Source organism: Daejeonella sp. JGW-45 (assembly GCF_029360805.1).
In the GTDB taxonomy this organism is placed as follows: Bacteria; Bacteroidota; Bacteroidia; order Sphingobacteriales; family Sphingobacteriaceae; genus Daejeonella.
In genome coordinates this window covers 143,516-168,314 of sequence record NZ_JARKNC010000006.1, presented here as the reverse complement: position 1 = coordinate 168,314, position 24,799 = coordinate 143,516, and the positions used below count along the sequence as shown (strand labels likewise).

Genomic DNA, 24,799 nt, shown 5'->3' with positions numbered 1-24,799 from the left:
TTCCTCTTGCCTTTTGTGACAAAGGTTAAGAAAAGATAACAGCAATTTGACAGGGGGCGAGTGCCCTTCCTTGTAACTTTGCAACATGATCAATACTACCGGGAATATAACATTAGATCCTGCTCAAGACCCTATCGAGAAACATTATACCGCTGCCGGCAGATCTGCTGTGGACGATCAACTAAAGTCTTCCCATCTGCGGGACGAGCCGGCCGACCCCACACTCACTTTTGGAGAAATAGATAACTTCTGGGAAACCATGTACCTGCGCCTGGAAACTGCAATTAAAGATACCGGCCTTGCAGGCGTATTTTCGGACCCGGGAAAACATGAATTAAGAGACTGGCTGAACCGGCAGGTTTTGAACAGGCGTCATTTACAGAAGGTGCAATTCCTAAAACTCGATGGTCTGGGCATCCACTGGGATGTTCCCATGAGCCGCGATCACGCCTGGGAGATCATGTATAACAGACTGCTAGCTTTTAATAAAGAGCACGGCCATTGCCGCGTACCCTATCAATGGAAGGAAGATAAGCAACTGGCCCTTTGGGTACTCAGGCAAAGGAAACAATATGCAGATGGTAAAATGCTCAGCTATCGGGAACAATTACTTAAAGAGATTGAATTTACCTGGCAAGTCCAGGACCTGTATGACGCCCAGTGGAATGACCATTACCAGGAGCTGCTTGGATTTTACAACCGGCATGGTCATTTTAATGTTCCGGGAAGTGAGAAAAAGCTTGTGAGCTGGATGGAGCGTCAGCGGTTGCAAAAGAAGAAAAAATTCTTGTCGGAGGAGCGCGAAACCCGCCTGAATAATATTCAGTTTATCTGGGACTTCACAGCGGTTAAAAAGAAGAACTGGGAAGGCAGGTACAAAGAGCTATGCGAATTCAAACAAATCCACGGCCACAGTTTTGTTCCTGTTAATTACAAGAAGAATAAATCGCTGGGCATCTGGATAGCGCTGCAAAGAAAACTGGAAAGCAAGGGAAAGCTCCCGCCGGAAAAAATAAAAAAACTGGATAAGCTTAATTTTGTGTGGAGCCGGGATACTTCTGGCAGACTGCAGTCTGACCTCGATTCCCTATGGGAGAATCATTTTGAAAAGCTGACCGACTACTATCGTAAGCATGGCACGTGTCAGGTTTCTTTGAAAATAGAGCCCGCTCTTCAGGGATGGACGGTGTGGCAGCGGAAGTTATATTACGAGGATAAGTTATCAGCACAACGAATCGCTAAGTTGAATACAATATCCTTTCCCTGGAGCGTAAATGAGGGCTACTGGCAGAAAATGTATCAGCTCCTCCTCGGTTTCCATGAGCAGTTTGGCCACAGCAGGGTTCCATCACAGTGGCCACAAAATCCAAGACTTGCCACCTGGGTCTACAGAATGAAATTATTACGTCATGAGCTAAGTCCCGAAAAAACAAACCTGTTAAACAAGCTCGGATTTGAATGGCCGATACAAAAAAAAGTGTTCGTAGCATGGCCATTCATGTATAAACGCCTGCTGGCGTTCAAACAGGAGTTCGGACACACCCGCGTACCGGTCTATTGGGAAAGGGATCCCAAACTCGGCAAATGGGTCAGCAGGATGAGGAACGAATCGGCAAAAATAAGCCAGGCAAGGTGTGCTCTTTTAGACGCTATCGGTTTTGAATGGCGGGTAGTAAGTAAAGACAAAAAAAAGGCAGCTGCGTAAACTTAATCTTTTGCTAAAATTAAGTTCACGCGGCATGCTTAATTTTAGATATGAAGATTATCTGCCCGGAACATAATTGCTTCCGGCAATAATTACTTTCCTTATACATATCTATTCCAAAAATTCTATCTTTATTTAAACACTATCCAATAAAAACTAAATATTAGCAACATGGGATCATTTGTAATTACTAAAAGGACAAACGGAGAATTTCAATTCAATCTTAAAGCAGGTAACGGACAGACCATATTAGCAAGCGAAGGCTATTCTTCAAAGGCAAGCTGCGAAAACGGCATTGAGTCAGTAAGAACCAACTCACAGGACGACGCCAGGTTTGACCGCAAAACATCTACAAATGGAAAACATTTCTTCAACTTAAAAGCTTCAAACGGACAGATCATCGGATCCAGTGAAATGTACGAAAGCGCCTCTTCACGCGAAAACGGGATCGAATCGGTAAAGACCAATGCGCCAGACGCAAAGGTGAATGATCAGACTGCGTAATACCAGCTTCTTTAATTTGCGAGGGCTTATCAGGAACAGATACGCCATAGGACCGGTATGTAAAATTCCGCGTAGTCTTTTTTTCTTAGTCAGGTATTAATACTTATTTCGCCAGTTAGCCAAACCACGCGCTGAGAATTGCTGTTATAGAGTTAAATCATCATTAAAAACTTTACTTATGGCAAATTCAAATCAATTAACAGGAATGCCGAACGGCCATCTGCACGAATTATTTGTAGATGAATTAAGAGATATTTTAGGAGGAGAGAAACAACTTCTAAAGGGATTGAAAAAACTGGCTAACGGCGCGAGCAGCCCGACCCTGAAAGCTGCCTTTGAAGAGCATTATGCCCAGACGGAACAGCACATCGAGCGGCTAAAGGACGCTTTCAAATCCATCGGTCTAACCGCAAGGGGTAAAAAGTGCAAAGCAATGGAAGGCCTCCTTGAAGAAGCAGATGAAATCATGGAAAGCTTCGAGGACAGCCAGATACTCGACGCTGCCCTTATAGCCGCAGCCCAGAAGGTAGAACATTATGAAATAGCAAGTTATGGCTGTCTCGTTACCTATGCGCACCTGATGGAACATACGGAAGCTGAGGAACTTTTAAGTCAGACTCTCGCGGAAGAGAAAGACACCGATGTGAAGCTGACGGAGATCGCCATGTCGGAATCCAATGTAGCGGCATAACGTCTTCATAAAATGGCCTCTTCTATCCGGACAGAGGCCATTTTTATGATTTGTTAAGCGAACCGTCATTTTTACCACAAATAAGCCAGCTAAGAAATGAAAGGTCTGAATACTTACTGGAAAGAGAAAATATCGGGTAAACGGGTACTAATTACAGGAGGCACCACCGGAATTGGCCGGGAAATAGTCCTGCTGCTCATCTCGTTTGGCGCCAGGTGTATCATCTGCGGGCGTCACCAGGCCCAAATAGACGAAACCATTGCCGAGGCCAACAGTATATCGCCAGGTGCCTACTGCCTGGGGGTGGTAGCGGACCTGTCTAAGAATGAAGATATTGAAAATATCTTCCACACGGTCGATAACATATTCGGCGGTATCGATATCCTCATTAACAACGCAGCCCTTGGATACGGAAGTATCATGGAGGGTGATTATGAAAAATGGAGCTATACAGTTCAAACTAATTTGCTGTCGTACATGGCTTGCACTCATCATGCCGCCACGAGGATGAAAGCCGCGGGAAGCGGTCATATCCTGAATATTGGATCGATGAGTGCGGATGTCAGGGAGGAAGGAAGTTCTGTATATGTTGCCACTAAGTCCGGGATCCAGGGTTTTTCAGAAGCGTTAAGGAAAGAGCTTAACCCGGATGGGATAAAAGTAACTTTAATTGAGCCCGGTGCTACCGACACCGACATGCAGGAGGCCAGTAACGACGAAAAGCTTCTCCAGGTAGCGCAGGGAGAAATGCTTAAAGCAGAGGATATAGCTATGGCCGTTGCATTTTGCCTGGTTCAGCCCGACAGATGCGACATTGTGGGAATGCAGATAAGGCCACATTTACAACTAATATAGCACGATGCCCGCCTTCAAGGATTACTCCCCAGTTTCATTATGGGGCGCGTCAACAGGTTTGGATTCCGGTGAACCCTTCTGCCTCAAGTATATCGACAATATCACGATAGAAGCTACCGAAAGAAATTCACTCTGCCAGTTTTGAAAAGTCTCGAACCAGAATAGAGGCTGACCAAGGTACTCCATCAAACTTACAGCTGCCTCACCGTCAAGCAGATTTTGTTCATTATAGTCATTCATACTTCCGTATAAATGCATACCCCAACTGATGAAAAAGAGTATAAAGAAGGCCAGCGATAAGGACATACTATATAACCTCAATATCCAGCCGCCTTTTTTTACAGCTGCCGGTGCGTCTTTATGAGCCTTCGGCTCACGGTCGACCGCTTCCTTGCCATCCAGCTTTTTAGATTCGGATGAGCCCTCCTGCCGCAGATAAATCGTCAGCACTACGTAGAGCGCCATTTGAAGGAACTCGCTCTGAAAATTTTCGAAGGTAGATGAAATAAAATGCCCGGTGTTGAGGTAAGCTCCAAAAGTTATTGCCGTCCTGCCGGCATCCTCAAGCTCGCTATTATGCTCTTTCCACCCGGTTAAAGCCTGCGCAAGGAGCGTAAAAATAAACAGCGAGAGAAACACGATACTTAAACCATTCCGATAAAAAAAAGTATGTTTTTTCATGTTCAGTAGTTTATACGTGTTGCCAACAACCGTCCGGGGCTTTTGTTCATATATGTTATAATAAAAACTTTTAGCAGAGTCTTTCATACCTACCGCCTCGTTCGCCTTCGGTGTACTAACCGTCGGAGGCGGCTTCACCATACTAACGGCACAATTCGGAAATGTGTGATAGAAACTTCTTGCGGTTTTTCAGCAGGTTTGCTAAAAAATATTTTTTGCATACCTCAATACCGGTTTTATGGCAGGTCCTCGGGGAGAGAATGAACAGGATAAAGGTCGACGATGATATCTTTGACTTTGAGCTATGACACTAAATCGGCATCTTAAAATAGCTTTAAATCAAAAAACCCCCAGATCTCTCTGAGGGTTTCTTTGACCTCCTTCGCTGAAGCTACGGCGATCGATGTGGTACCAGCTGGAATCGAACCAGCGACACAAGGATTTTCAGTCCTTTGCTCTACCAACTGAGCTATGGTACCAGACCATACCCGTTTTGTTCGGGACTGCAAATGTAGTGTCTTTTTTGGTTTAAGAAAATAAAATTTGAAATTAGTGTTAGTTCCGGTCTGCCGGATATTTGTAGTACTCAAAAGCATTAAAACGAAATGATCTGAAAGTCAGACTTTACAAGACAGAAATACATTGAAAGAAATTAATGGCTGCAATTATGACTAAAAACAAATTATTAAGAATGGACAATGTCAGCATCGTCGTTGAGTCGCTTGATGATGCTATTTCGTTCTTCTCAGAGATAGGCCTGACGCTTGAAGGAAGGGGAGTAATAGAAGGAGAGTGGGCTGGCCGGGTTACAGGGCTGAGTTCGCAGCATGTAGAAATTGCCATGATGATCACTCCAGACGGGCATAGCCGGCTGGAACTTTCAAAATTCATTACGCCTCCTATTATGTCGGATCACCGCACGGCTCCTGTGAACTCTCTCGGCTACCTGCGTGTCATGTTCACCGTTGAGGATATTGACGAAATGCTATCCCGGCTAATCAGGCATGGCGCTCAGCTTGTTGGAGATGTGGTGCAGTATGAAAACGCGTACCGGCTGTGCTACATCCGGGGAACCGAAGGACTGCTTATCGGGCTGGCAGAAGAAATAGGTAAAAAATAACACTCCTTTTCATTACATTTAAATCCAATTCCCCGGGATTTAACTTGTATACTATTTTTTGTTTTGAGATACCTACTTCTGTGCATTTTTTGCACGCTTTCCGCTTCCAAGCTTTATTCACAGAAAATAAACAGCGCCTATAAGCTTCATATTTCCGAGACTAAGCTTCCCATAAAAATTGACGGACTTATTGATGAGGAAGCGTGGAAGGTCCGCGACTCAGCCGCTAACTTTTTTATGGTTAACCCCATGGACACCAGTTATGCCAGAATCGGAACCACCGTACGCATGACCTACGACCAGCATAATCTCTATATCTCTGCAGTTTGCTACGAACCTGTAGCAGGTAAAGATTATGCAGTCGAATCTCTGAGACGGGATTTCTCCTATACAAAAAATGATAATTTCCTGCTCATTGTCGATCCTTTCGACGACCAGACCAACGGCTTTACTTTCGGGGTGAATGCAGCGGGCGCCCAATGGGACGGGTTGATATTCAACAGCAATGGCTACGACTTGAGCTGGGACAATAAATGGTATTCGGAGGTGAAGCATTATGCAGACCGCTGGGTTTTTGAGGCGGCCATCCCCTTTAAATCGATCCGTTACAAGAAAGGCATTCGGACCTGGGGGATCAATTTCGCCAGGCTGGACATCAAGGAGCCAGAGAAATCGGCCTGGGCTAAGATCCCAAGACAATTCAATGTTGCGTCCCTTGCCTATACCGGCAACCTGATCTGGGATAATCCTCCGCCTGATGCAGGGACCAATATATCCGTGATCCCTTACGTCCTGGGTGGCTTTACCAAGGACTATGAGAATAACACGGGAACCAAATTTAAACGCGATATCGGTGCGGATGCCAAGATCGGGATCACCTCTTCCCTGAACCTTGACCTGACGGTGAACCCGGATTTTTCACAGATTGAGGTTGATAAACAGGTAACCAACCTGGACCGCTTCGAGCTCTTTTTCCCTGAGCGCAGGCAGTTCTTCCTGGAAAATGCCGATCTCTTTGCAAACTTTGGTTACTCTACGATCAGGCCTTTCTTTTCGCGAAGGATCGGGTTGGGTGTACCTATCGAATACGGCGCGCGCCTGAGTGGAAGCATCAACAAAAAATGGCGGATCGGTGCAATGGATATGCAGACAAAGAATATGGATGAGACAGGCCTCCCAGCGCAGAACTTTGCCGTTCTCGCTCTGCAGCGAAGAGTGTTCTCCAGGTCTAATATCCGCCTTATGTTCGTGAACAAGCAATCAGTTAATTACGACCCGGCGCAGCATCCAGGGAAGCCTGTTTACAGTGCATATAACCGGAATATCGGGTTGGAATATAATCTGGCCTCCACCAATAACCTGTGGACCGGAAAATCCATGTTCGTCAAATCGTTTGGGCCTGTAAAAAGCAGCAACGATCTGGTGCACGCGGCCAATCTGCAGTACAACAGCAGAAAGTGGGTTCTCAGCTGGCAGCATGAGTATGTAGGTGAAAATTATACTGCAGAAGTGGGTTATGTACCCCGCATCAACTATGTCAAGCTCAACCCCAGGATCAGTTACTTGTTCTTCCCTAAAGGTGGTAGTATTCTGAACCACGGCCCGGCGCTCGGCTCCACCTATTATTTTGACAAATCCTTCGACCAGACAGATAACGAAACCTCGCTCAATTACCGGTTTACGCATCGCAACCAAAGTACCTTCGAGGTCTGGACTTCCGATAATTTTATCCGCCTGCTGAGGCCATTTGACCCTCTGAATACGGGAAAAGGGACGTTAAATACCGGCACCGAACATTCATGGAACACCGTCGGAGCAAACTATAGCTCCAAACCTCAAAAGCTATACACTTACTCTTTCTCAGGCCAGTACGGAGGGTATTATGCAGATGGTACACGCCTGAGCATGTCGGCCGACCTCGGCTACCGTTTTCAGCCCTATGTTAATATCGCCATGAGCGCCAGCTATAACCATATCGTGCTGCCCCAGCCCTGGGCGACAACTAACCTATGGCTGGTAGGCCCCAGAACTGATTTTACATTCAGCAATAAACTGTTCTTCACCACTTTCGTGCAGTATAACAACCAGCAGAAAAACCTGAACGTGAATACCCGATTTCAGTGGCGGTATAAACCAGCCAGCGATCTGTTCCTTGTATATACAGACAATTACTACCCGTCCCCCTTTGCCATTCGAAACCGTGCCCTGGTGCTGAAGTTCACCTATTGGTGGAATTAAATAAAAAGTATTATGCGTGCATAGCAATTGGATATGCAGGATATTATTTACTTTAGCACTATCAAGCTATACCAATATGCTTCTACAGGCCCTTTTTCTTATTCTTACAATTACTGCAATAGCACTTTTTTCGTTCAATGCACGGAAAATCATACGGAATATCAGGCTGGGCCGTCCGGCTGACCGCTCAGACAGGCCGGCTGAGCGGCTGATGGTGATGCTCAGGGTAGCATTCGGGCAAACCAAAATGACTAAGAGACCTTTGGCCTTTATCCTGCATCTTTTTGTTTACCTGGGATTTGTGATCATCAATCTGGAGGTGCTGGAGATCATCATTGATGGCCTTTTCGGTACTCACCGTATTTTTGCTTCTCCGCTCGGCGGATTATACAATATCCTGATAGCTTCCTTCGAGGTACTTGCCGCGCTGGTACTGATCGGTGTTATCGTATTCCTGGCGCGACGAAATATCGTTAAGGTCGGGCGCTTTTCGGGAGTAGAAATGACCAAATGGCCGAGATCGGATGCTAATATCATTCTGATAGCAGAAGTACTTTTAATGACAGCGTTTTTAACGATGAATGCCGCCGACCAGAAGCTGCAGCTGATGGGCGCTGCCGGCTATCCGGTGGCGGGCTCTTTTCCTGTAAGCGGCTTATTGCTACCCCTCCTCCCCGACTCGGAAACAACACTGGTGGCTATCGAACGCGGCTGCTGGTGGTTTCACATCATTGGGATCTTTGCATTCCTGAACTATCTTCCTTATTCAAAACATCTCCACATCATACTGGCTTTTCCGAACACTTATTTTTCCAACCTACAGCCAAAAGGCGAGTTTACCAATATGCCGGTAGTAACTAACGAGGTAAAAGCGATGCTCGATCCTTCCTTCACTCCCGAGCCGGTTGCCGACGGGGGGCGCTTTGGAGCTAAAGATATTAAGGATCTGACCTGGAAAAACCTGCTGGACGCCTATACCTGCACAGAGTGCGGAAGATGTACTTCCGTCTGCCCGGCAAACATTACGGGCAAGCTTTTATCGCCACGCAAGATCATGATGGACACACGCGACCGGGCCACCGAGGTGGGCGATCTGGCTGGCAAACATGGCAAAGACCATGACGACGGCAAAACCCTGCTCGATAACTATATCAGCCGCGAAGAGATCTGGGCCTGTACCACATGCAATGCCTGTACTGAAGCCTGCCCCGTGAATATCGACCCGCTGGCAATTATCGTGGAGCTGAGACGTTATGCGGTGATGGAAGAATCGCAGGCCCCGGCAAGCCTTAACAACATGTTCGGTAACGTGGAGAATAATGGCGCCCCGTGGAAGTACTCGCCGGCGGACAGGATTAATTGGAGAGTTGAGAATGGGGAGTGGAAATAGAGAATGGAGAATAGGGAATGGGAATGGAGAACTGGCTTGCCGAGACTGATCACTAAATACTGACTACTGAATACACAGAAATGGAAAATCTAAAAGTCCCTACAATGGCCGAAATGGCAGCAAAAGGTGAATCACCAGAAATCCTCTTTTGGGTTGGTTGTGCCGGCAGCTTTGATGAGCGTGCGCAGAAGATCACCAGGGATATCTGCAGGATCCTGGAACATGTAGGCCTGAAATATGCTGTGCTTGGTACGGAAGAGAGCTGCACCGGCGACCCGGCTAAGCGCGCGGGAAACGAATTCCTTTTCCAGATGCAGGCTATGGCCAATATCCAGACCCTCGACGCTTATTCCATTAGGAAAATAGTTACAGGCTGCCCGCATTGTTTTAATACCATCAAAAATGAATACCCTTCATTAGGCGGCAATTATGATGTGATCCACCACTCGCAGCTCATTCAGCAACTGATAGACGAAGGCAAACTGAAGGCAGAAGGCGGAGAATCCTTTAAGGGTAAACGCATCACCTTTCATGATCCCTGTTACCTGGGCAGAGGCAACAATGTCTATGAAGCACCCAGGGCTGCACTTGAGATCCTCGACGCCGAGCTTGTTGAGATGAAGCGCTGCAGATCTAATGGTCTTTGCTGTGGTGCAGGCGGAGCCCAGATGTTTAAGGAGCCCGAAAAAGGCAACAAGGATATTAATATTGAACGTATAGAAGAAGCCTTAAGCCTCGAGCCAAATATCGTAGCCTCTTCCTGTCCCTTCTGCATGACCATGCTAAGCGACGGCGTTAAAAACTTCAATAAAGAACAAGAGGTGAAAGTATTGGATATCGCCGAAATAACCGCGAAGGCGAACGGGCTTATTTAATAGACTAGGTTGGGAACGGTGGAATAGTTGAAAACTGAAAGCTGAAAACTGAAAACTGAATTCGTAACTTAACAAGTTACCTATTACCTATTACCTATTACCTATTACCTAATACCTAATACCTCAAAAAACAAAAACTCCCAACTTCTTTTGCAGGAAGCCAGGAGTTTTGCGTTATAATAAAGGTTAAGGTTTATTTGATCCTCGTTTGAATTTCATTCACGATGTTTTCGTATTTCCTAAGTATACGATCCCACTCAACGAACTTCTCATCGGCTTTCGGACTTGTTCCTGCCTCACCCGATTGCTCACTCATTAGCTTTATTTTGTAGTATAGCGGGTTATTGGAACCCAGTTTCACAACCACGCGGGTTCGGATGGTATTTCCCTTAAAGGACTGCACCGCCCAGGCAGTACGCAAGTAACCTGTCTCCCTGTCGGTGATTTCGATAATATCGAACTGCGAAGTGATGATTTGGTTCATTAGCCTCCAGGCGTCAGCTTCAGATTTGCTGGTCCGCACATCGATATCATTGTTGGCAAAGTCGATCTTTGTAGAAGCATCATATGAGTCATCACGCTTCATATCAACGAAAAGAGTTTTCGGGATGCTTGCCGCATTCTTTTTATCGCAAAACGAAAGAGTCTCGGTCAGGAAGCCGGTTTTAACGACTTTCACAGTTACACATGAGCCCTTGTCAATCTTGATCTCCGCAGAAGATCCTGAAGGTTTGCCATCCACGTAAATTACCGCATCCTGCTCTGATGCATTGATCTTAATTTTTTCATCTGCTTTTAAAACGAACGATGTTATTAAAAGACCGAAAGAAAGTAGTAGAGCTTTTTTCATAATCATTTTTTTAATCAAAAATATTAAAATTATCGTTCCTGAAATATACCCATTTACGGTGATTTCACAAAAAATGCTGCAAAAAACTACTTGCTTACAAGGCGCTTCAGCTCAATAAGATCGCGCTCCAGCGCTGAGATATCTTCGGGCTCAACTATTCTCAGAGAAAGATCAAATCGTACTGACATCGAATCGACATTCCCACTTCGGTCATTATAAGTTTGAACGATAACATCGTCTTCCTGCGTATGCAGTGTAAGACTGCCAGCTTTGATCGTGCCGTAATAATCGACACTCCTGAGCCGTGAGAGGTTAAGCGAATAATATTCCTGCTTACCTGTGGCATAGGTTCTGCGGTGTCTTAAAAAGCCCTCATCCGAGAGTATGATCTCACATTTCTTAATCCTGTCCGCCTCTGGTTCGGCACTATGAAGCGCAGTCAGCCGGCGCTGTGTTTGTTCTGCAAGCTGATGTATACGTTCGTCAGCCCCGAAAACAAAGACAAGCAGGTATGTAACAACAGCGTACGATACCGTAAGCAAAAATATTATCGGTTTCATTTTTAATACCTCAGGCCTGAAATGACCCTTCTAAAATAAGTATTCATAAATATTTTCAATGAATAATTACAGAAATGAGCTAATAACAACCGCAATTTTCATTAAACAAATTGCTCCACGAGCGGTTATGTTGATCAAATAGGTCAACATAACACTTTGCAAGGCTGTATTACAAATGCGCCTTCATCGCATATTTATTAAATTGCATATCAATTACTCCGGCGTAATTAAATATTCCAAGGATTTCTCTCCTGGGCTTTTGCCAGAGAGGTTTTTATTGTATTTATGAAGATTAAAATCTTTACCCTGCTTATTATCTGTTTCTGCGCACTGCGTGTTTCAGCTCAACGCGAACCGGCGCAAATCGATTCCCTTTCCGGTTTATCGTTGGAAGAACTAATGAACATAAGGGTTATTACGGCATCCGGCTATCTTCAGAAAACCTCTGAAGCTCCTGCTACGATCCAGGTTATTACAGCTAAGCAAATTTCGGAAAGAGGTTATGAAGAACTGAGCGATGCGTTGCGCGATATCCCCGGCATAGATATGATCCATTTGAACGGATACGCCCCTACTCTGATCTACTTCCGCGGCATGTATGGCGCAGAAAACCTCCGTGCATTGCTGATGGTCGACGGAATTGTCGAAAATAATATCATCGGCAGTAACGATATGGCCGGGCCAGCCTATAATCTTCACAATGTAGAACGCATAGAGATCGTATGGGGACCCGCTTCAGTTCTGTATGGTGCGAATGCATTTGGCGGCGTAATTAACATCATCACCAAAAAAGGCCGCGACATAAACGGTGTGATTGCCGAAAAGGGATTTGGAACATTCAATACTTCCCTGGACAAAGTTCACATGGGTGCAGCCAGTTCGAAGTTCGAAGTTGCACTCTCTGGCTCATTGTATAGCACAGACGGGCCAAAATTTTCCAACAGGGACCCAAATTACAGTGCTTCTTACGTCGACAAGGCTTATTCGCTAAACGGCTCCGTTTCCTATCTTGGAAAAAACTCACGCAGTACCCTGGGTTTCCGTGCTTATAAAACACCCATGGGCTGGGGGACATTCTTCAACAGTCCTACCGAATTTCTCGGGCTTCCCTCACAGGGATATGAGAATAAGGGTGTTCTGGGGCTCCTGGCGCGCGATGTGCGGAACGAGCGGTCAGGACTGGAATCTCCTTACTCCCGGACCCTCTTTCTACAAAACGAGTTCACTCCGGGTGAAAAACTTAATTTCCTGGCACGCGCGGTTTATCGCGAGACGGGTGTGGGAGAAGATTCTTATGCCTATATCACCATCGACGGACGGACCCTCTACCGTGTGATCACCGCGAGCCGTTCAACCCGTGCATTTGGGGAACTAATTGGAAACTTCTCCCCCGCGGAAAATCATAAGCTCTCCGCAGGGATCCAGTGGTACCAGGATAACGTGGAGAAAGGTGGAAGAAAATCGACTGTGGATACCGGCACAGTGTACCTGATAGATGGCAGGCACCTCGTTTCCAACCTCTATTCTACATTTCTGCCCAGGCAGTATGATATCAGGAACAATTTTGGGAGTTACCTCCAATATGTGCACAGCACAAGATTTCTAAGGAAGACAACCATTACCCTGGGAGGGCGTTACGATTACAACAGCTATTACGGAAGCAATGTAAGCCCAAAGGTGGCAATAGTTAACCAGCCAACTGACAAATTCACAGTTAAGCTACAGTTTGGTACAGCCTACCGTGCACCAACAAACACCGAAATATACCAGGCGCCGCCTAATATTCCTTTAAAAGAAGAGAAGATAAAAACCTATGAGCTGAACCTCTCTTATGAACTGTCCAGCCGTGCAATGTTCCGGTTAAACGGATTTCGTAATAAATTAAAGGATGTGATCGTTATTGGGAACCTGTCTAATCTGACTGTAAATAAAAATCCCGCAGAAATAACTATCAATGGCATTGAAGGGCAGATTAATTATGCCTATTCTTCCAGACTCTCAGCGTTTACCAACTTTACTTTGCAAGACGGTACCGGAATAAATAAAGCCACCAACCGGACAGGAAATGTGCCGGGTATTGCCAGGATAAAGGGGAATATCGGGATGTCGCTCAATGTTCAGGATCTCTTCAATGCAGCCCTCACCGGCAATTGGGTGGGAGAACGGAGAGCGCCTTCTACGAGCCCCTATGGTGCGGTGAGCGGCTATTTCCTGACACATCTGAATTTGAAAACCAGGAAACTCTTTAATGACCGGGTTAGCGCCAGTCTGAACATTCGCAATTTATTTGACGTAGAATGGCTTGATCCGGGCTCCCGTACTGCCGACGGGTTTTTATTCTCTACGGTGCTGGAACAACCCGGGAGAACCACGATGCTCAAGGTAGAGGTAAGCTTTTAAGAACATGAGAAGGCTAAAAAGGTTCATATTATTACTTTTGGCATCAATTCCGGTGCTAAGCGGCTATACCTTCCAGGGACCCCAGCTGCTCGGCCAGGAGTACAACCTGAAGGCGGCCTTTCTCTATCGTTTCATGGATTATATTGACTGGGGCGAGGGAACTGACCGTCCGATCACGATAGCCGTTCTTGGGGAGTCGGGGATGTATGCGCCTCTTAACCAGATCAGTAAAGCATCCCACAGGTCGGGCAGTAAAATAGTCAATGTCCGGCTGTGTAAGAGTGTGAATGAAATTGGTCGCAGCCAGGTGGTCTTCGTTTCACGGAATTATAAATTTCCCATTGAGGCTGTCGTTTCCAGGCTATATGAGCGCCAGGTCCTGATAATCAGCGAGCAAAAGGGGGAACTGGAGAAAGGCAGTCATATTAATTTTCTTATATCAGACAACAAACTGAAGTTTGAAGTCAATTTGAAAGGTGCCTCCGGCTCTGGCATTAAGATTGGTTCACAGCTACTACAGCACGCACAAGTAATACGACGATAAAAGATAAGATGGTTGGTTTACGCGATTTCTCGATAAAAAACAAACTAGTTTTAATGCAGGTCATTACAGCGGTTACAGTTCTCGGCTTGTGTTTTGCTGCATTTGTGATCACCGATATCAGGGGCTATAAAGAACGGAAAATTGCGAGCACCATCTCATTCGCACAGGTCATCGGCACGAACAGTATTTCTGCGATCCAGTTTCTTGATAATGAAGCAGCCCGTAAAATTCTCCTCGATCTGCAAAATGTCGAGTCAGACGTGGTCAATACGAGTATTATTGATAACCGGGGGAATGTATTTGCAAGTTTTAGTCGCCCGGGCCAGCAGAAGTACCGCTTTCTTCCCCCTTTTAAAGATAAAGCCGTCATCAGGGACGGTTACCTTTTTGTCTATAAGAATATTGACGATAATCAAGGCCTGCCCCTGGCTACCGTTTGCCTTAAGGTTGAGCTCACTCAGCTTGAGGCTATCAAGGCCCAGAAGTTTGAGATCGCTACCATCCTGCTTTTTGTTGGCGTTGCACTCGCTTTCCTGATCGCCTACCTGAATCAGCGCTATATTTCCCGCCCATTGTTAAGCCTGGTTAATGTGATGAAGCAGATCAGGGAGAGTAATGATTATAGCAGGCACGTTACTGTAGCCGGAAAAGATGAGATAAGTAAGCTATCAGCTGAATTTAATAACCTGATGGACGAGGTTGCCAAGAGCCACCAAAAGAAAGACGAGTTCATCGGCATTGCAAGCCATGAACTGAAAACCCCGCTTACCAGCGTCAAGCTTTATCTTGAAACTCTCGCCAAAATGAAGCATGAACCGCTGGTTCATACGTTTATCTTAAAATCAAAGGAAGGTGTCAAGAAGCTTCACAATCTTATCCTGGACCTTTTAGATGTTTCGAAAATCGAGTCGGGACAGCTCCAGCTAAATCATAAAGAGCTCGCCATTGATGAACTGGTCGATGAATGCATTCAGGATGCTCAGATGAGCACCACGACTCATACGATCACTAAAATTGGCGGCGCGTCAGGAGTGATTACCTTGGGTGACCGCGACAGGCTGGAACAAGTATTGATAAACCTGATCTCGAATGCTATAAAATACTCCCCGGCAGGAACGCATATTTTCGTGGAAACCACGAAAACGCCTGCTGAAGTGAAGGTTACTGTAAGAGACGAGGGAATTGGAATCGCTGATACGGAACATAAAAAGATATTCGGCAGGTTCTACCGGGCGAAAGACAGCAATGCGGTTATCTCGGGCTTTGGCCTTGGTCTGTATATCTGTTCGCAGATCATCAAAAGACATGGTGGCAAAATTGGCGTCGACAGCGAAGAAGGAAAAGGCTCTACCTTTTACTTTACCCTGCCACTGCCTTCTTAACAAGTGCCTAATCTCCCAGACACTTTCAACTTTCAACTTTCAACTTTCACCTCCCTAAAACCGTTGCCTTACCGCCACGGTTGCCTGCATTCCCTCTTCAGAAAATCCCGCGACACCACGAAGGAAGATCTTGTTAAAAGGAATGAAGAATATCCCACCTCCAACGCCCTGATGAATGGTCTCTGAGTTCTCTTTCTTAACCCAAACCCGGCCGACATCGTAGAAGCCGATCAGGCCGGTTCTCCCGGGAATTAATGAGCTGATAATATTGGGGATCGCAATGCGTGCTTCCAGGTTATTATAAAGGGTAGTTTCCCCGGCGAACCTGTTCTTTCTAAATCCGAGCAGGGCGTCCTCGCTTCCCAGAAATGCATGCTGGTAAAAAGCAGTTGTTCCTTTTGTGAACCCGGCGCCTGTCCGGTTGGCAATAGTAATATTGCCATCCTTATCCAGTGCCTTATAAAAAGATACCTGCGGAAACAACTGGGCATAGGATGCCGACCGCGTGTTCAGTCCTTCATAACCCTGAATTAAAATATTGACCTTATAACCGCGGCCGGGCAAATAAACATCGTCACGTCTATCGAGGGTGAAATTCAGAACTAAACCGCCATGGGCCTTTTCCTGAAATATATCAGGGTCTTTGTCAATTAAAGAAGGGCCCTCTATAAACCGGCCGCCATTAATTCCATATACGAAATACTGCAGTGAAGGCCCGGCAGTCAGCGTGAAGCCCTCAGCCAATAAAAAGCGGAATGCCGGGTCCAGTTTATAAAAAGAAAAATTTGCACGGTAAAACTTACGAAAGTCGCCCATCCGTTCAAACTCAGTATCGTTTCCTTTGCCAAAATAGTTCATGATATTGCCCTTCAGGTCGGCCAGGGCATTTACTACTATATCGGTATTTTTAAAAACCTTGGCGAACTCTGCATCATAGGCAAGTACTAAGGACCGCGTAGATAGACTATGAAGGGCCTTGAGTTTATGTATATTGACTGCAGAGCCTTTAGTTTCAATTTTGTAGGATAAGCCAAGCGATATGCCATCGACCGAACGCAGATCTGCAGTAGGCTTTAGCCCGGGTCCTTCAAACAATCCCTTTAAGCCGCGCGGCGCGGAGCCCCCGTTAGGAACGATGCTTGTATCCTGCTGAGCAACGGCTGACCAAACGGTAGCAGTTATAAAAACTGAAGCTAATGCTATCCTTTTAAACATACCGCCGTACTTGCAATAATCAGACCCATTACTAATATACCCTATTAAATCGTTAATTTTGCAGTATGAATATTTCTGAGAATTCCAGGATCTGGATCTACCAGGCTAACCGGATCCTGAGCGAAACGGAAAAACAAAAGATCCAGCAAAAGCTTGATAATTTCACTTCGCAGTGGCAAGCCCACGGGCATTCGCTGGCGGCACATGGGGAGATAAGGCATAAACAGTTTATTATCCTGTCTGTTGACGAACAGGTTGCCGGCGCCACAGGGTGTTCTATAGATAAGTCGGTTTATTTGATGAAAGAGATAGAAAATGAATTCAATCTGGATCTTTTCGACAGATTTAGAATAGCTTACCGGGATGGTGAGAATGTAATTAATTGCAGCCGCAAGGAATTTGAAGATCTGTTGGATAGAGGAGATCTTAATTCGGATACCATTGTGTTCAACAATATGGTGTCAACACGTAAAGATCTGCTGACTTCCTGGGAAGTTCCGGTTAAAAATAGCTGGCATGGGAGTGTTTTTGCTGACAAGATAAGCTGGATATAGTCAAAAAGGTAACTTCCCGAGCCTTCGCATATTGCGGAGTATGAGCCCCTGCTTATAGTAAATGTATGATGTAGGTTTTGCAGGCGACCAGCGTCTTGGATTTGGAAGTACCGCCACCAGCAAGGCGGCCTGCTGTTTGCTCATACTCACTGCCGATCTATGGTAATAGTTCCAGGAAGCAGCCTCTGCGCCGTATAACCCGTCGCCTGTTTCAATGACATTCAAATAAACTTCCAGGATACGTTCCTTGCTCCACAACAGCTCGATCAGGCCTGTGAAATAAACCTCGAACACTTTGCGTACATATGATCTGCCCGGCCAGAGGAAAACGTTCTTTGCAGTCTGCTGACTTATTGTACTGCCGCCAATAATACGCTTGCCTTTCTGATTTTTCTCAAAGGCATTCTCCATTGCTTTGAAATCGAAGCCCCAATGCTTCAGAAAATTCACATCCTCCCCGGCTATTGCAGCTGCTTTCAGATTATCAGAAAGATCTTCTAACCTGACCCACTCCTTTTCGATCTTCCAACCCTTATTGTCCACTTTGCGTTCAATACCTCGCTGCAACATCAGAAACGTAATAGGAGGATTAAGAAACCGGTAGGCCAGGACCCATACGAAGGTGATGCCAATAAACCATAAAATGGCTTTGCCGGCTAACCGGGCTAGTTTTCTGATTTTGGTTTGGGTGGAAGGTTTAGGTTTAGGTCTTTTTGCCATTTGGGGATTCTTGGTTCCAGATTACCAGTTACAACTCGCCATTCTGGGCGAACAAATGCCTTGCCTCGCAGCTGAAAGCTGGTAAACTAACAACAGATAATTCCCTAAAATAAAAAATGCTTCCTGAAATTAATCAGAAAGCATCATTTTATCAGTAAAATGAATTATTCCGCTATTACTTCAAACGGAACCTTAACCTTCACTTCTTTGTGCAGGTTTAAGTTTGCGATGTATTCACCTACAAACTTAGGCTCGGTTTCGAATGTAATGCGCCTGCGATCTACATCAAATCCTTCTTTCTTTAAGGCATCAGCAATCTGGATGGTATTTACTGATCCGAAGATCTTACCGCTCTCACCTGCTTTAGCTCCGATAGACAATTTAACACCTTCCAGCTTGCTCGCGATTGCGTCCGCATCCTTCTTGATCTTATCTTGTTTAAAAGCTGCCTGCTTTAAGTTTTCAGCTAATACTTTTTTTGCTGATTCAGTAGCCAGTGTAGCATATCCCTTTGGTATAAGATAATTGCGCCCGAATCCTGGCTTTACATTTACAACATCATCTTTCTCTCCGAGATTCTTGATGTCTTGTTTTAAAATTAGTTCCATGTCGCTTATCGTCCTCTTATTTTAATGAATCAGTAACATAAGGTAACAAACCGATGTGGCGCGCGCGCTTCACAGCCTGAGCTACTTTACGTTGGAACTTTAATGATGTTCCCGTTAAACGGCGTGGTAAAACTTTACCCTGGTCATTAACGAACTTTAAAAGAAAGTTTGCGTCTTTATAATCAATATACTTAATTCCGTTCTTCCTGAAACGGCAGTATTTTTTACGGCTCTCATCAACTTTTGGAGCTGTAACGTATTGGATTGTATCTTTTGCCATTAGTTCGCTACCTCCTCAGTTTTAGTTTCCTTGTTCTTGTTGAAAGCTCCGCTACGCTTTTTCTCACTGAAAGCAAGTGCATGCTTGTCGAGCGCTACAGTTAAGAAACGCATGATGCGCTCGTCACGTTTGTATTCAACTTCAAGTTTGTTAATGAACTCACCCGGAGCTTTGAATGTAGTTAGGTGATAGTATCCCGTTGTCTTCTTTTGAATCGGATACGCTAGTTTTTTCAAACCCCAATTGTCTTCATGGACAATTTCGGCTCCGTTATCAGTCATAAGCTTACCGAATTTGGCTAATACCTCTTTCGCAGCTTCTTCAGATAACAACGGGGTCAGAATGATCACTGTTTCGTACTGTTGCATTGTTGCTATTTATTTTTTTTAATTTATTAATCCCCTCTGGTCCTCAGAACAGGGCTCAAAGCGGGATGCAAAAATAGATATAATTTTCTATTTATCAAATGGTTTTGTTAGAATAGTATATGGAGCTGAAAGGGGAAAACCGAAGCTGAAAACGTCCACACGTCTGCCTGGAAAGCGCTGCAGGGTATCCATAGCCTCGCTATTTAGATATCTACCGTTATTGGAGGAGGGGAACCCGGTCGAGGGATCAGGACCTCATTCGCGGCTTAAAATCGGGAAGTATTATCTGGTATTGCTTTTTACAATAAAAACAAGGAACCCAATCGTAAATCTCAAATACTTATTAAATGTTTTCATCTCACTCTTTCCTATGCAAATATCAATCTATGATGCAACCTGCACCATACCCAGAAATGGGTATTTTCTTTAACAAGTGGTTTGCGGAATTGTTCTTATTTTGTTGTTATCAGCTGTGAGCTATGAGCTATCTGCTATCAGGCTAGATATAGAAGCACAGTTATTGAGATCCACTTATTGACACGATACGTCTTGTTAAGTCTTGGTTCCTCGCCACACACTTACCTGGTACGTTTTGTGGAAGTCCTGGCTCTTGGTTCCTGGTTCTGCTCACAAAAACTGGCAACCAGAAAAATCTCCCCCTAAGTTTGCTTTAACCCGTTCCTCTTTCTAATTTAGGAGCCGATGGATAACTTCATAGTTTCAGCACGAAAGTACCGGCCCTTAACGTTTCAAACCGTTGTTGGTCAGCAGCATATAACCGGTACGCTGAAAAATGCCATTAAGGGAAATCAACTTGCCCAGGCCTTTCTTTTCTGCGGACCGCGCGGAGTTGGGAAAACAACCTGTGCCAGGATACTTGCCAAAACGATAAACTGCCAAAACCTGAGCGCTGAAGCCGAGGCATGCGGAGTCTGCGATTCATGCGTATCATTTCAAAATGGCAATTCATTTAATATCCATGAACTGGACGCAGCTTCGAACAACTCGGTTGATGATATAAGGAGTCTTATAGAGCAGGTTCGTATCCCGCCGCAGGCCGGTAAATACAAGATCTATATCATAGATGAGGTCCATATGCTCTCACAGGCGGCATTCAACGCTTTCCTGAAAACGCTGGAAGAACCGCCTAATTATGCGATCTTCATTCTCGCGACAACAGAAAAGCATAAGATACTTCCGACAATTCTTTCAAGATGCCAGATATTTGATTTTAACAGGATCAAGGTAGATGACATGGCCCTGCACCTGCAGGAAATTGCAGTTAAAGAAGGCGTAAGCTACGACCAGGATGGTTTACACCTCATTGCCCAAAAGGCTGACGGCGGGTTAAGGGATGCCTTATCCATGTTTGACCAGATTGTCAGTTTCTCTAACAAGAACGTCAATTATAAAGCAGTAATTGATAATCTTAATATACTGGATTACGACTATTACTTTAAACTCACTGATGCCATATTAGGAGAAGACGTTCCGGGCAGCTTGCTGATCTTCGATGAAATTCTGAGCCATGGTTTTGACGGCAATCACTTTATCACCGGGTTGGCTTCACACTTCCGGAATTTGCTTGTGTCAAAAGACGCCTCTACACTGAAATTGCTGGAAGTTAGCGAAGGTATCCGTCAGAAATACCAAATGCAGTCACAAGCCTCGACTGCGTCGTTCTTAATGTCCTCGCTGAATATCACAAACCAGTGCGACCTTAATTATAAGACCAGCAAAAATCAACGCCTGCAGGTAGAACTCGCCCTGATCAAACTCTGTCATATACCCTCAGCGATTAACATTTCCAGCGCTCAGCCTCTATCTTCCGAAAACGGGGAACTAAAAAAAAAACCTGAGTCAGTAAAGAAAGAGCCGCTGCCGCCTGATACAAACGTTCTTAACAGCTCGCAAGCGCCTGTTCCAAAAACCGAAGCCCCTCAGGCTGTGCCCTCCACTGTTCGGGTGCCTGGCCAGGAAATAATTTCGCCTGTCTCTCAGGTTGAGGAAAAGAAGAAGATCAGCATTCCTAAGCCTTCACTCGCAGGTTCAGCATCGCTTATCCCAAATCTTAACGATCTGGAAGCCAGTTATTCAAAGAAAGAGGATCAAGCCCCTGAATATCTCATCGGTGAAAGCCGGGAAGATTTTGATGCTGACAAGATGTTAAAGCATTGGAACCAATATGCCGGAAGAATAAAGAAGGAAGGAAAGATCAATATTTTTACGATCATGACATCCAACCCTCCTGCATTGCTGGAAGGATTTATTATCGAATTGATCATAGAAAATAAGGTACAGGAAGAGCTCCTGATGAGCGAAAAGGTTGATCTGCTCAACTTCATGCGTACGGAGCTTAAGAACTTCGGAATTGAGCTCACCACAAGGCAGGTAGAACCTACCGCAAAAAGAAGGCTTTATACTTCGACTGAAAAGTACAGCCACATGGTAGAAAAAAACCCAAAACTGGAGGAATTCAGAAGGAGGTTTAACCTTGACATAGACTATTAACTGAAGGTCGGAGGTTCGGAGCTCGGTGGAGATGCACGACGGACATGCAAATGTCGGAAATCCATCAGACCTCAGACCTCTACCTCAAATCTCCGACCTCACCTATCATTCATCGGATATCCCTCTTCATCCAGATCATCCCTGTCATCTTCCGGCGTCCTTGAAAGCTCTTCATCTATTGGCAGCACTTCAACAATATTTCCATTGTCGACATGCATCCCCAATTCTTCCAGATCAGTCTCCAGACTAAGGTCCTTGTCGTATTCCTTAACTGCCGTCGGGTTGGCCTCATCGAAATCCGAGTCGGCATCACCCCCATTTTCGACAGCGGTGTCGTATGGGTCCGGGTGGATATATTCCGGGTCTTCACTCTGAACGTCAAGCTCATAGCTATTCTTTTCTTCATCGTAGGCCAGATCATCTATGTTCACCTTCATATTCAACTTATCTTTCAATGCCTGGTCTCTATCTGTTTTATCGGGAAGTAATTCTTCTCCGGGTTTTTGTCTGCGTTCCATAAATCGGGCTTGTTTGTTCTATTGAAACAGGAACGTTGGAATTTAGTTTTTAATTAAACCGCATTAAAAATAGTGGAAGAGGCTTTTAGGGTCTACCCAAAATTCCTATCTTTGTGGAAATTACAAAAACCTCATTATTAAGTATATGTCAATACAAAAAATTAAAGTTGCAAATCCGGTAGTAGAATTAGACGGTGATGAAATGACCAGGATAATCTGGAAATTTATAAAGGACAAGTTGATCACTCCTTATCTTGATCTGGATATTAAATATTATGATCTCGGCATGGAATATCGTGATGAGACTAATGATCAGGTTACTATAGATGCAGCGAATGCCATAAAACAATATGGGGTTGGTATCAAATGTGCAACCATCACTCCTGATGAGCAGCGCGTAGAAGAATTTGGACTGAAGCAAATGTGGAAGTCGCCAAACGGAACCATCCGTAATATCCTCGATGGTACAGTTTTTCGTGAGCCGATCGTTATGAAAAACGTGCCACGTTTAGTCCCGAACTGGACCGCTCCTATCTGTATCGGACGTCACGCATTTGGCGATCAGTACCGTGCAACAGATTTCCTGACAAAGGGAAAAGGAAAATTAACAGTAACATTCACCCCTGAAGACGGCGGTGAAGTACAGTCGTTCGAGGTGTTTAACTTCAAAGGTGACGGTGTTGCCTTAACGATGTACAATACAGATGAAAGTATCTACGGTTTTGCCCGCGCTTGTTTCAACCAGTCGCTTTCTAAAGGCTGGCCTTTATACTTATCTACCAAAAACACAATCCTGAAGAAATACGACGGAAGGTTCAAAGATATCTTTGAAGAAGTTTACCAGAACGAATTCAAAGCTAAGTTCGATGGAGCCGGCATAACCTACGAGCACCGTTTGATCGATGACATGGTTGCCTCGGCTTTGAAATGGAACGGAAACTTCGTTTGGGCTTGTAAGAACTACGATGGCGACGTTCAATCGGACACTGTAGCACAAGGCTTCGGCTCACTTGGACTGATGACTTCTGTACTGGTTACTCCGGATGGGGGAACTATGGAAGCTGAAGCAGCTCACGGTACAGTAACACGTCACTACCGCGACCACCAGGCCGGGAAACCAACGTCGACCAACCCTATCGCTTCGATCTTTGCGTGGACCAGGGGACTTGAATTCCGCGGTAAGCTAGACAACAACCAGGAACTGATCAACTTCTGCAACACTCTTGAGGAAGTTTGTGTTGAAACAGTTGAAAGCGGTAAAATGACTAAGGATCTTGCAGTTTGTATCCACGGCAATAAGGTAAACCACGGTGAGCACTACCTTTACACAGAGGAGTTCTTAGCAGCGATTGACGAGAATTTAAAAGCTAGACTGGCGAAATAGTTATAAGTTTCTGAGCGCTCTGGCAGCCTGGCTGAATTACAGCCAATAAAACAAGGGCCGTTTCTTGTGAAACGGCCCTTGTTTTTTGAATCAAAACCGTTATATCCCTATTTGGCAAGTTACTTCAGACCTCAGGCCTCAGACTCTCAAACCTCTCCCAGAAGCCATCAACCGGCAAAGGCGCAAATATGCTTACAGGTTCTTGCTTTACAGGATGAATAAATTCAAGCCGCCGTGCATGGAGGCAGATACTCTTTTTAAGACTCCCGCGTGGATAGCCATACTTATTATCCCCTACTATCGGGCAGTTTAATGTAGAAAGCTGGACACGGATCTGGTGCGGTCTGCCGGTTATCGGATCTACTTCTATCAGGTAATATCCGCCAAGTTCGCCCAAAAGCTTATAATTTAACTCGGCGCGCTGACTGCCAGCTACTTCTTTGTCGTAGGCCTTGGTTACATTTTTCTGCGGATTCTTTACCAGCCAATGAACCAGGTTGCCGGACTCTACAGCCGGCCGGTTCCTGACTACTGCCCAATACGTCTTGTGCATATCCCGGTTCTTAAACATCTTGTTGATCCGGTCGAGGGCCTTACTGGTTTTTGCAAACAGGATAACACCGCTCACGGGCCTGTCGAGGCGATGAACAACGCCTAAAAACGCACCATTAGGTTTGTTATATTTTTTAGCGATGTAGCGTTTGACCTTCTCATCGAGTGATTCGTCACCGGTATCATCCACCTGGACGATATCCCCCGCGCGCTTATTCACTGCAATAAGGTGATTATCCTCGAACAGGATATCGCTGTCACCAATATCAGCTACCAGCGCAGGGAATTTCGATT

The 24,799-nt window shown here is 45.3% G+C and carries 24 protein-coding genes and 1 tRNA gene; 14 read left to right on the top strand and 11 right to left on the bottom strand.

The window, feature by feature from the left end; translation table 11 throughout:
- Positions 1 to 85: 85 nt before the first annotated feature.
- The 4 genes from P2W76_RS08190 (at position 86) to P2W76_RS08175 (ending at position 3,755) form a co-directional block, all read left to right on the top strand.
- Complete coding sequence (locus tag P2W76_RS08190; protein ID WP_276347226.1) at positions 86 to 1,705, top strand: helicase associated domain-containing protein; 1,620 nt, start codon at positions 86 to 88, stop codon at positions 1,703 to 1,705.
- Positions 1,706 to 1,876: 171 nt separating this feature from the next.
- Positions 1,877 to 2,209 (top strand): YegP family protein, encoded by a 333-nt coding sequence (locus tag P2W76_RS08185; protein ID WP_276347225.1) that lies wholly within the window; start codon positions 1,877 to 1,879, stop codon positions 2,207 to 2,209.
- Between the two features lie 178 nt (positions 2,210 to 2,387).
- Positions 2,388 to 2,900 carry a DUF892 family protein gene (locus P2W76_RS08180; protein WP_276347224.1) on the top strand — a complete coding sequence of 171 codons (513 nt, stop codon included), beginning with the start codon at positions 2,388 to 2,390 and terminating at the stop codon, positions 2,898 to 2,900.
- A 96-nt stretch (positions 2,901 to 2,996) separates the two neighbouring features.
- A complete protein-coding gene (locus P2W76_RS08175; RefSeq protein ID WP_276347223.1) occupies positions 2,997 to 3,755 on the top strand; it encodes an SDR family oxidoreductase in 759 nt (252 codons plus the stop codon).
- A 21-nt stretch (positions 3,756 to 3,776) separates the two neighbouring features.
- Here the strand turns inward: P2W76_RS08175 and P2W76_RS08170 are convergent, their stop codons facing one another.
- The gene (locus P2W76_RS08170) at positions 3,777 to 4,436 is read right to left on the bottom strand and encodes a DUF6766 family protein (protein WP_276347222.1); all 660 of its coding nucleotides are present in this window, start codon (positions 4,434 to 4,436) and stop codon (positions 3,777 to 3,779) included.
- Positions 4,437 to 4,842: 406 nt separating this feature from the next.
- Positions 4,843 to 4,915: transfer RNA gene (locus P2W76_RS08165), tRNA-Phe, on the bottom strand.
- 188 nt (positions 4,916 to 5,103) lie between these two features.
- Between P2W76_RS08165 and P2W76_RS08160 the strand changes: the two genes are divergently transcribed.
- The 4 genes from P2W76_RS08160 to P2W76_RS08145 all read left to right on the top strand — a co-directional run bounded on the left by P2W76_RS08160 (position 5,104) and on the right by P2W76_RS08145 (position 10,059).
- Positions 5,104 to 5,556, top strand: a complete 453-nt coding sequence (locus tag P2W76_RS08160; protein ID WP_276347221.1) for a VOC family protein — start codon at positions 5,104 to 5,106, stop codon at positions 5,554 to 5,556.
- A gap of 63 nt (positions 5,557 to 5,619) precedes the next feature.
- The gene (locus P2W76_RS08155; RefSeq protein WP_276347220.1) at positions 5,620 to 7,794 is read left to right on the top strand and encodes a DUF5916 domain-containing protein; all 2,175 of its coding nucleotides are present in this window, start codon (positions 5,620 to 5,622) and stop codon (positions 7,792 to 7,794) included.
- 76 nt (positions 7,795 to 7,870) lie between these two features.
- Positions 7,871 to 9,184: a (Fe-S)-binding protein gene (locus tag P2W76_RS08150; protein ID WP_276347219.1), complete on the top strand. Its 1,314-nt coding sequence runs from the start codon at positions 7,871 to 7,873 to the stop codon at positions 9,182 to 9,184.
- Positions 9,185 to 9,264: 80 nt separating this feature from the next.
- Positions 9,265 to 10,059 (top strand): (Fe-S)-binding protein, encoded by a 795-nt coding sequence (locus P2W76_RS08145; protein ID WP_276347218.1) that lies wholly within the window; start codon positions 9,265 to 9,267, stop codon positions 10,057 to 10,059.
- 193 nt (positions 10,060 to 10,252) lie between these two features.
- Here P2W76_RS08145 and P2W76_RS08140 read toward each other — a convergent pair whose 3' ends face one another.
- Both P2W76_RS08140 and P2W76_RS08135 read right to left on the bottom strand, forming a co-directional pair.
- Complete coding sequence (locus P2W76_RS08140) at positions 10,253 to 10,909, bottom strand: hypothetical protein (RefSeq protein ID WP_276347217.1); 657 nt, start codon at positions 10,907 to 10,909, stop codon at positions 10,253 to 10,255.
- An 86-nt stretch (positions 10,910 to 10,995) separates the two neighbouring features.
- A complete protein-coding gene (locus tag P2W76_RS08135) occupies positions 10,996 to 11,469 on the bottom strand; it encodes a hypothetical protein (protein ID WP_276347216.1) in 474 nt (157 codons plus the stop codon).
- 285 nt (positions 11,470 to 11,754) lie between these two features.
- Between P2W76_RS08135 and P2W76_RS08130 the strand changes: the two genes are divergently transcribed.
- Genes P2W76_RS08130 through P2W76_RS08120 form a run of 3 tightly spaced genes read left to right on the top strand, consistent with a single transcriptional unit; the run spans position 11,755 to position 15,795 of the window.
- Positions 11,755 to 13,869: a TonB-dependent receptor gene (locus P2W76_RS08130; RefSeq protein ID WP_276347215.1), complete on the top strand. Its 2,115-nt coding sequence runs from the start codon at positions 11,755 to 11,757 to the stop codon at positions 13,867 to 13,869.
- Positions 13,870 to 13,873: 4 nt separating this feature from the next.
- Complete coding sequence (locus tag P2W76_RS08125) at positions 13,874 to 14,413, top strand: YfiR family protein (RefSeq protein ID WP_276347214.1); 540 nt, start codon at positions 13,874 to 13,876, stop codon at positions 14,411 to 14,413.
- 53 nt (positions 14,414 to 14,466) lie between these two features.
- Positions 14,467 to 15,795 (top strand): ATP-binding protein, encoded by a 1,329-nt coding sequence (locus P2W76_RS08120; protein WP_276347212.1) that lies wholly within the window; start codon positions 14,467 to 14,469, stop codon positions 15,793 to 15,795.
- 54 nt (positions 15,796 to 15,849) lie between these two features.
- Here P2W76_RS08120 and P2W76_RS08115 read toward each other — a convergent pair whose 3' ends face one another.
- On the bottom strand, positions 15,850 to 17,010 hold the full coding sequence (locus P2W76_RS08115) for a BamA/TamA family outer membrane protein (protein ID WP_276347211.1): 1,161 nt from the start codon (positions 17,008 to 17,010) through the stop codon (positions 15,850 to 15,852).
- 65 nt (positions 17,011 to 17,075) lie between these two features.
- Between P2W76_RS08115 and P2W76_RS08110 the strand changes: the two genes are divergently transcribed.
- Positions 17,076 to 17,564, top strand: a complete 489-nt coding sequence (locus P2W76_RS08110) for an ABC transporter ATPase (RefSeq protein ID WP_276347210.1) — start codon at positions 17,076 to 17,078, stop codon at positions 17,562 to 17,564.
- On the opposite strand, the gene mtgA is transcribed toward P2W76_RS08110, so the two are convergent.
- The 4 genes from mtgA to rpsF form a co-directional block, all read right to left on the bottom strand.
- Positions 17,565 to 18,284 carry a monofunctional biosynthetic peptidoglycan transglycosylase gene (gene mtgA / locus P2W76_RS08105; RefSeq protein WP_276347209.1) on the bottom strand — a complete coding sequence of 240 codons (720 nt, stop codon included), beginning with the start codon at positions 18,282 to 18,284 and terminating at the stop codon, positions 17,565 to 17,567.
- Positions 18,285 to 18,448: 164 nt separating this feature from the next.
- The gene (gene rplI, locus P2W76_RS08100) at positions 18,449 to 18,892 is read right to left on the bottom strand and encodes a 50S ribosomal protein L9 (protein WP_276347208.1); all 444 of its coding nucleotides are present in this window, start codon (positions 18,890 to 18,892) and stop codon (positions 18,449 to 18,451) included.
- 16 nt (positions 18,893 to 18,908) lie between these two features.
- Positions 18,909 to 19,172 (bottom strand): 30S ribosomal protein S18, encoded by a 264-nt coding sequence (rpsR, locus tag P2W76_RS08095; RefSeq protein WP_079702150.1) that lies wholly within the window; start codon positions 19,170 to 19,172, stop codon positions 18,909 to 18,911.
- Positions 19,172 to 19,540, bottom strand: coding sequence for a 30S ribosomal protein S6 (gene rpsF / locus P2W76_RS08090; RefSeq protein WP_276347207.1), 369 nt, complete (start codon positions 19,538 to 19,540; stop codon positions 19,172 to 19,174). Before rpsF ends, rpsR begins: the two co-directional genes overlap by 1 nt.
- Before the next feature lie 702 nt (positions 19,541 to 20,242).
- Here rpsF and P2W76_RS08085 point away from each other — a divergent pair.
- A complete protein-coding gene (locus P2W76_RS08085) occupies positions 20,243 to 22,051 on the top strand; it encodes a DNA polymerase III subunit gamma/tau (protein ID WP_276347206.1) in 1,809 nt (602 codons plus the stop codon).
- Between the two features lie 98 nt (positions 22,052 to 22,149).
- Here the strand turns inward: P2W76_RS08085 and P2W76_RS08080 are convergent, their stop codons facing one another.
- The gene (locus P2W76_RS08080) at positions 22,150 to 22,569 is read right to left on the bottom strand and encodes a hypothetical protein (RefSeq protein ID WP_276347205.1); all 420 of its coding nucleotides are present in this window, start codon (positions 22,567 to 22,569) and stop codon (positions 22,150 to 22,152) included.
- Between the two features lie 151 nt (positions 22,570 to 22,720).
- Here P2W76_RS08080 and P2W76_RS08075 point away from each other — a divergent pair, with 151 nt between their 5' ends.
- Positions 22,721 to 23,953, top strand: a complete 1,233-nt coding sequence (locus P2W76_RS08075; protein WP_346429828.1) for an NADP-dependent isocitrate dehydrogenase — start codon at positions 22,721 to 22,723, stop codon at positions 23,951 to 23,953.
- A 124-nt stretch (positions 23,954 to 24,077) separates the two neighbouring features.
- On the opposite strand, the gene P2W76_RS08070 is transcribed toward P2W76_RS08075, so the two are convergent.
- Positions 24,078 to 24,782, bottom strand: a complete 705-nt coding sequence (locus P2W76_RS08070) for an RluA family pseudouridine synthase (protein ID WP_276347591.1) — start codon at positions 24,780 to 24,782, stop codon at positions 24,078 to 24,080.
- Positions 24,783 to 24,799 lie beyond the last annotated feature (17 nt).

Coding starts and splice junctions, on each gene's coding strand:
- P2W76_RS08190 (WP_276347226.1), top strand. CDS start 86: ATGATCAATACTACCGGGAATATAACATTAGATCCTGCTCAAGACCCT.
- P2W76_RS08185 (WP_276347225.1), top strand. CDS start 1,877: ATGGGATCATTTGTAATTACTAAAAGGACAAACGGAGAATTTCAATTC.
- P2W76_RS08180 (WP_276347224.1), top strand. CDS start 2,388: ATGGCAAATTCAAATCAATTAACAGGAATGCCGAACGGCCATCTGCAC.
- P2W76_RS08175 (WP_276347223.1), top strand. CDS start 2,997: ATGAAAGGTCTGAATACTTACTGGAAAGAGAAAATATCGGGTAAACGG.
- P2W76_RS08170 (WP_276347222.1), bottom strand. CDS start 4,436: ATGAAAAAACATACTTTTTTTTATCGGAATGGTTTAAGTATCGTGTTT.
- P2W76_RS08160 (WP_276347221.1), top strand. CDS start 5,104: ATGACTAAAAACAAATTATTAAGAATGGACAATGTCAGCATCGTCGTT.
- P2W76_RS08150 (WP_276347219.1), top strand. CDS start 7,871: ATGCTTCTACAGGCCCTTTTTCTTATTCTTACAATTACTGCAATAGCA.
- P2W76_RS08145 (WP_276347218.1), top strand. CDS start 9,265: ATGGAAAATCTAAAAGTCCCTACAATGGCCGAAATGGCAGCAAAAGGT.
- P2W76_RS08140 (WP_276347217.1), bottom strand. CDS start 10,909: ATGAAAAAAGCTCTACTACTTTCTTTCGGTCTTTTAATAACATCGTTC.
- P2W76_RS08135 (WP_276347216.1), bottom strand. CDS start 11,469: ATGAAACCGATAATATTTTTGCTTACGGTATCGTACGCTGTTGTTACA.
- P2W76_RS08130 (WP_276347215.1), top strand. CDS start 11,755: ATGAAGATTAAAATCTTTACCCTGCTTATTATCTGTTTCTGCGCACTG.
- P2W76_RS08125 (WP_276347214.1), top strand. CDS start 13,874: ATGAGAAGGCTAAAAAGGTTCATATTATTACTTTTGGCATCAATTCCG.
- P2W76_RS08120 (WP_276347212.1), top strand. CDS start 14,467: ATGCAGGTCATTACAGCGGTTACAGTTCTCGGCTTGTGTTTTGCTGCA.
- P2W76_RS08115 (WP_276347211.1), bottom strand. CDS start 17,010: ATGTTTAAAAGGATAGCATTAGCTTCAGTTTTTATAACTGCTACCGTT.
- P2W76_RS08110 (WP_276347210.1), top strand. CDS start 17,076: ATGAATATTTCTGAGAATTCCAGGATCTGGATCTACCAGGCTAACCGG.
- mtgA (WP_276347209.1), bottom strand. CDS start 18,284: ATGGCAAAAAGACCTAAACCTAAACCTTCCACCCAAACCAAAATCAGA.
- rplI (WP_276347208.1), bottom strand. CDS start 18,892: ATGGAACTAATTTTAAAACAAGACATCAAGAATCTCGGAGAGAAAGAT.
- rpsR (WP_079702150.1), bottom strand. CDS start 19,172: ATGGCAAAAGATACAATCCAATACGTTACAGCTCCAAAAGTTGATGAG.
- rpsF (WP_276347207.1), bottom strand. CDS start 19,540: ATGCAACAGTACGAAACAGTGATCATTCTGACCCCGTTGTTATCTGAA.
- P2W76_RS08085 (WP_276347206.1), top strand. CDS start 20,243: ATGGATAACTTCATAGTTTCAGCACGAAAGTACCGGCCCTTAACGTTT.
- P2W76_RS08080 (WP_276347205.1), bottom strand. CDS start 22,569: ATGGAACGCAGACAAAAACCCGGAGAAGAATTACTTCCCGATAAAACA.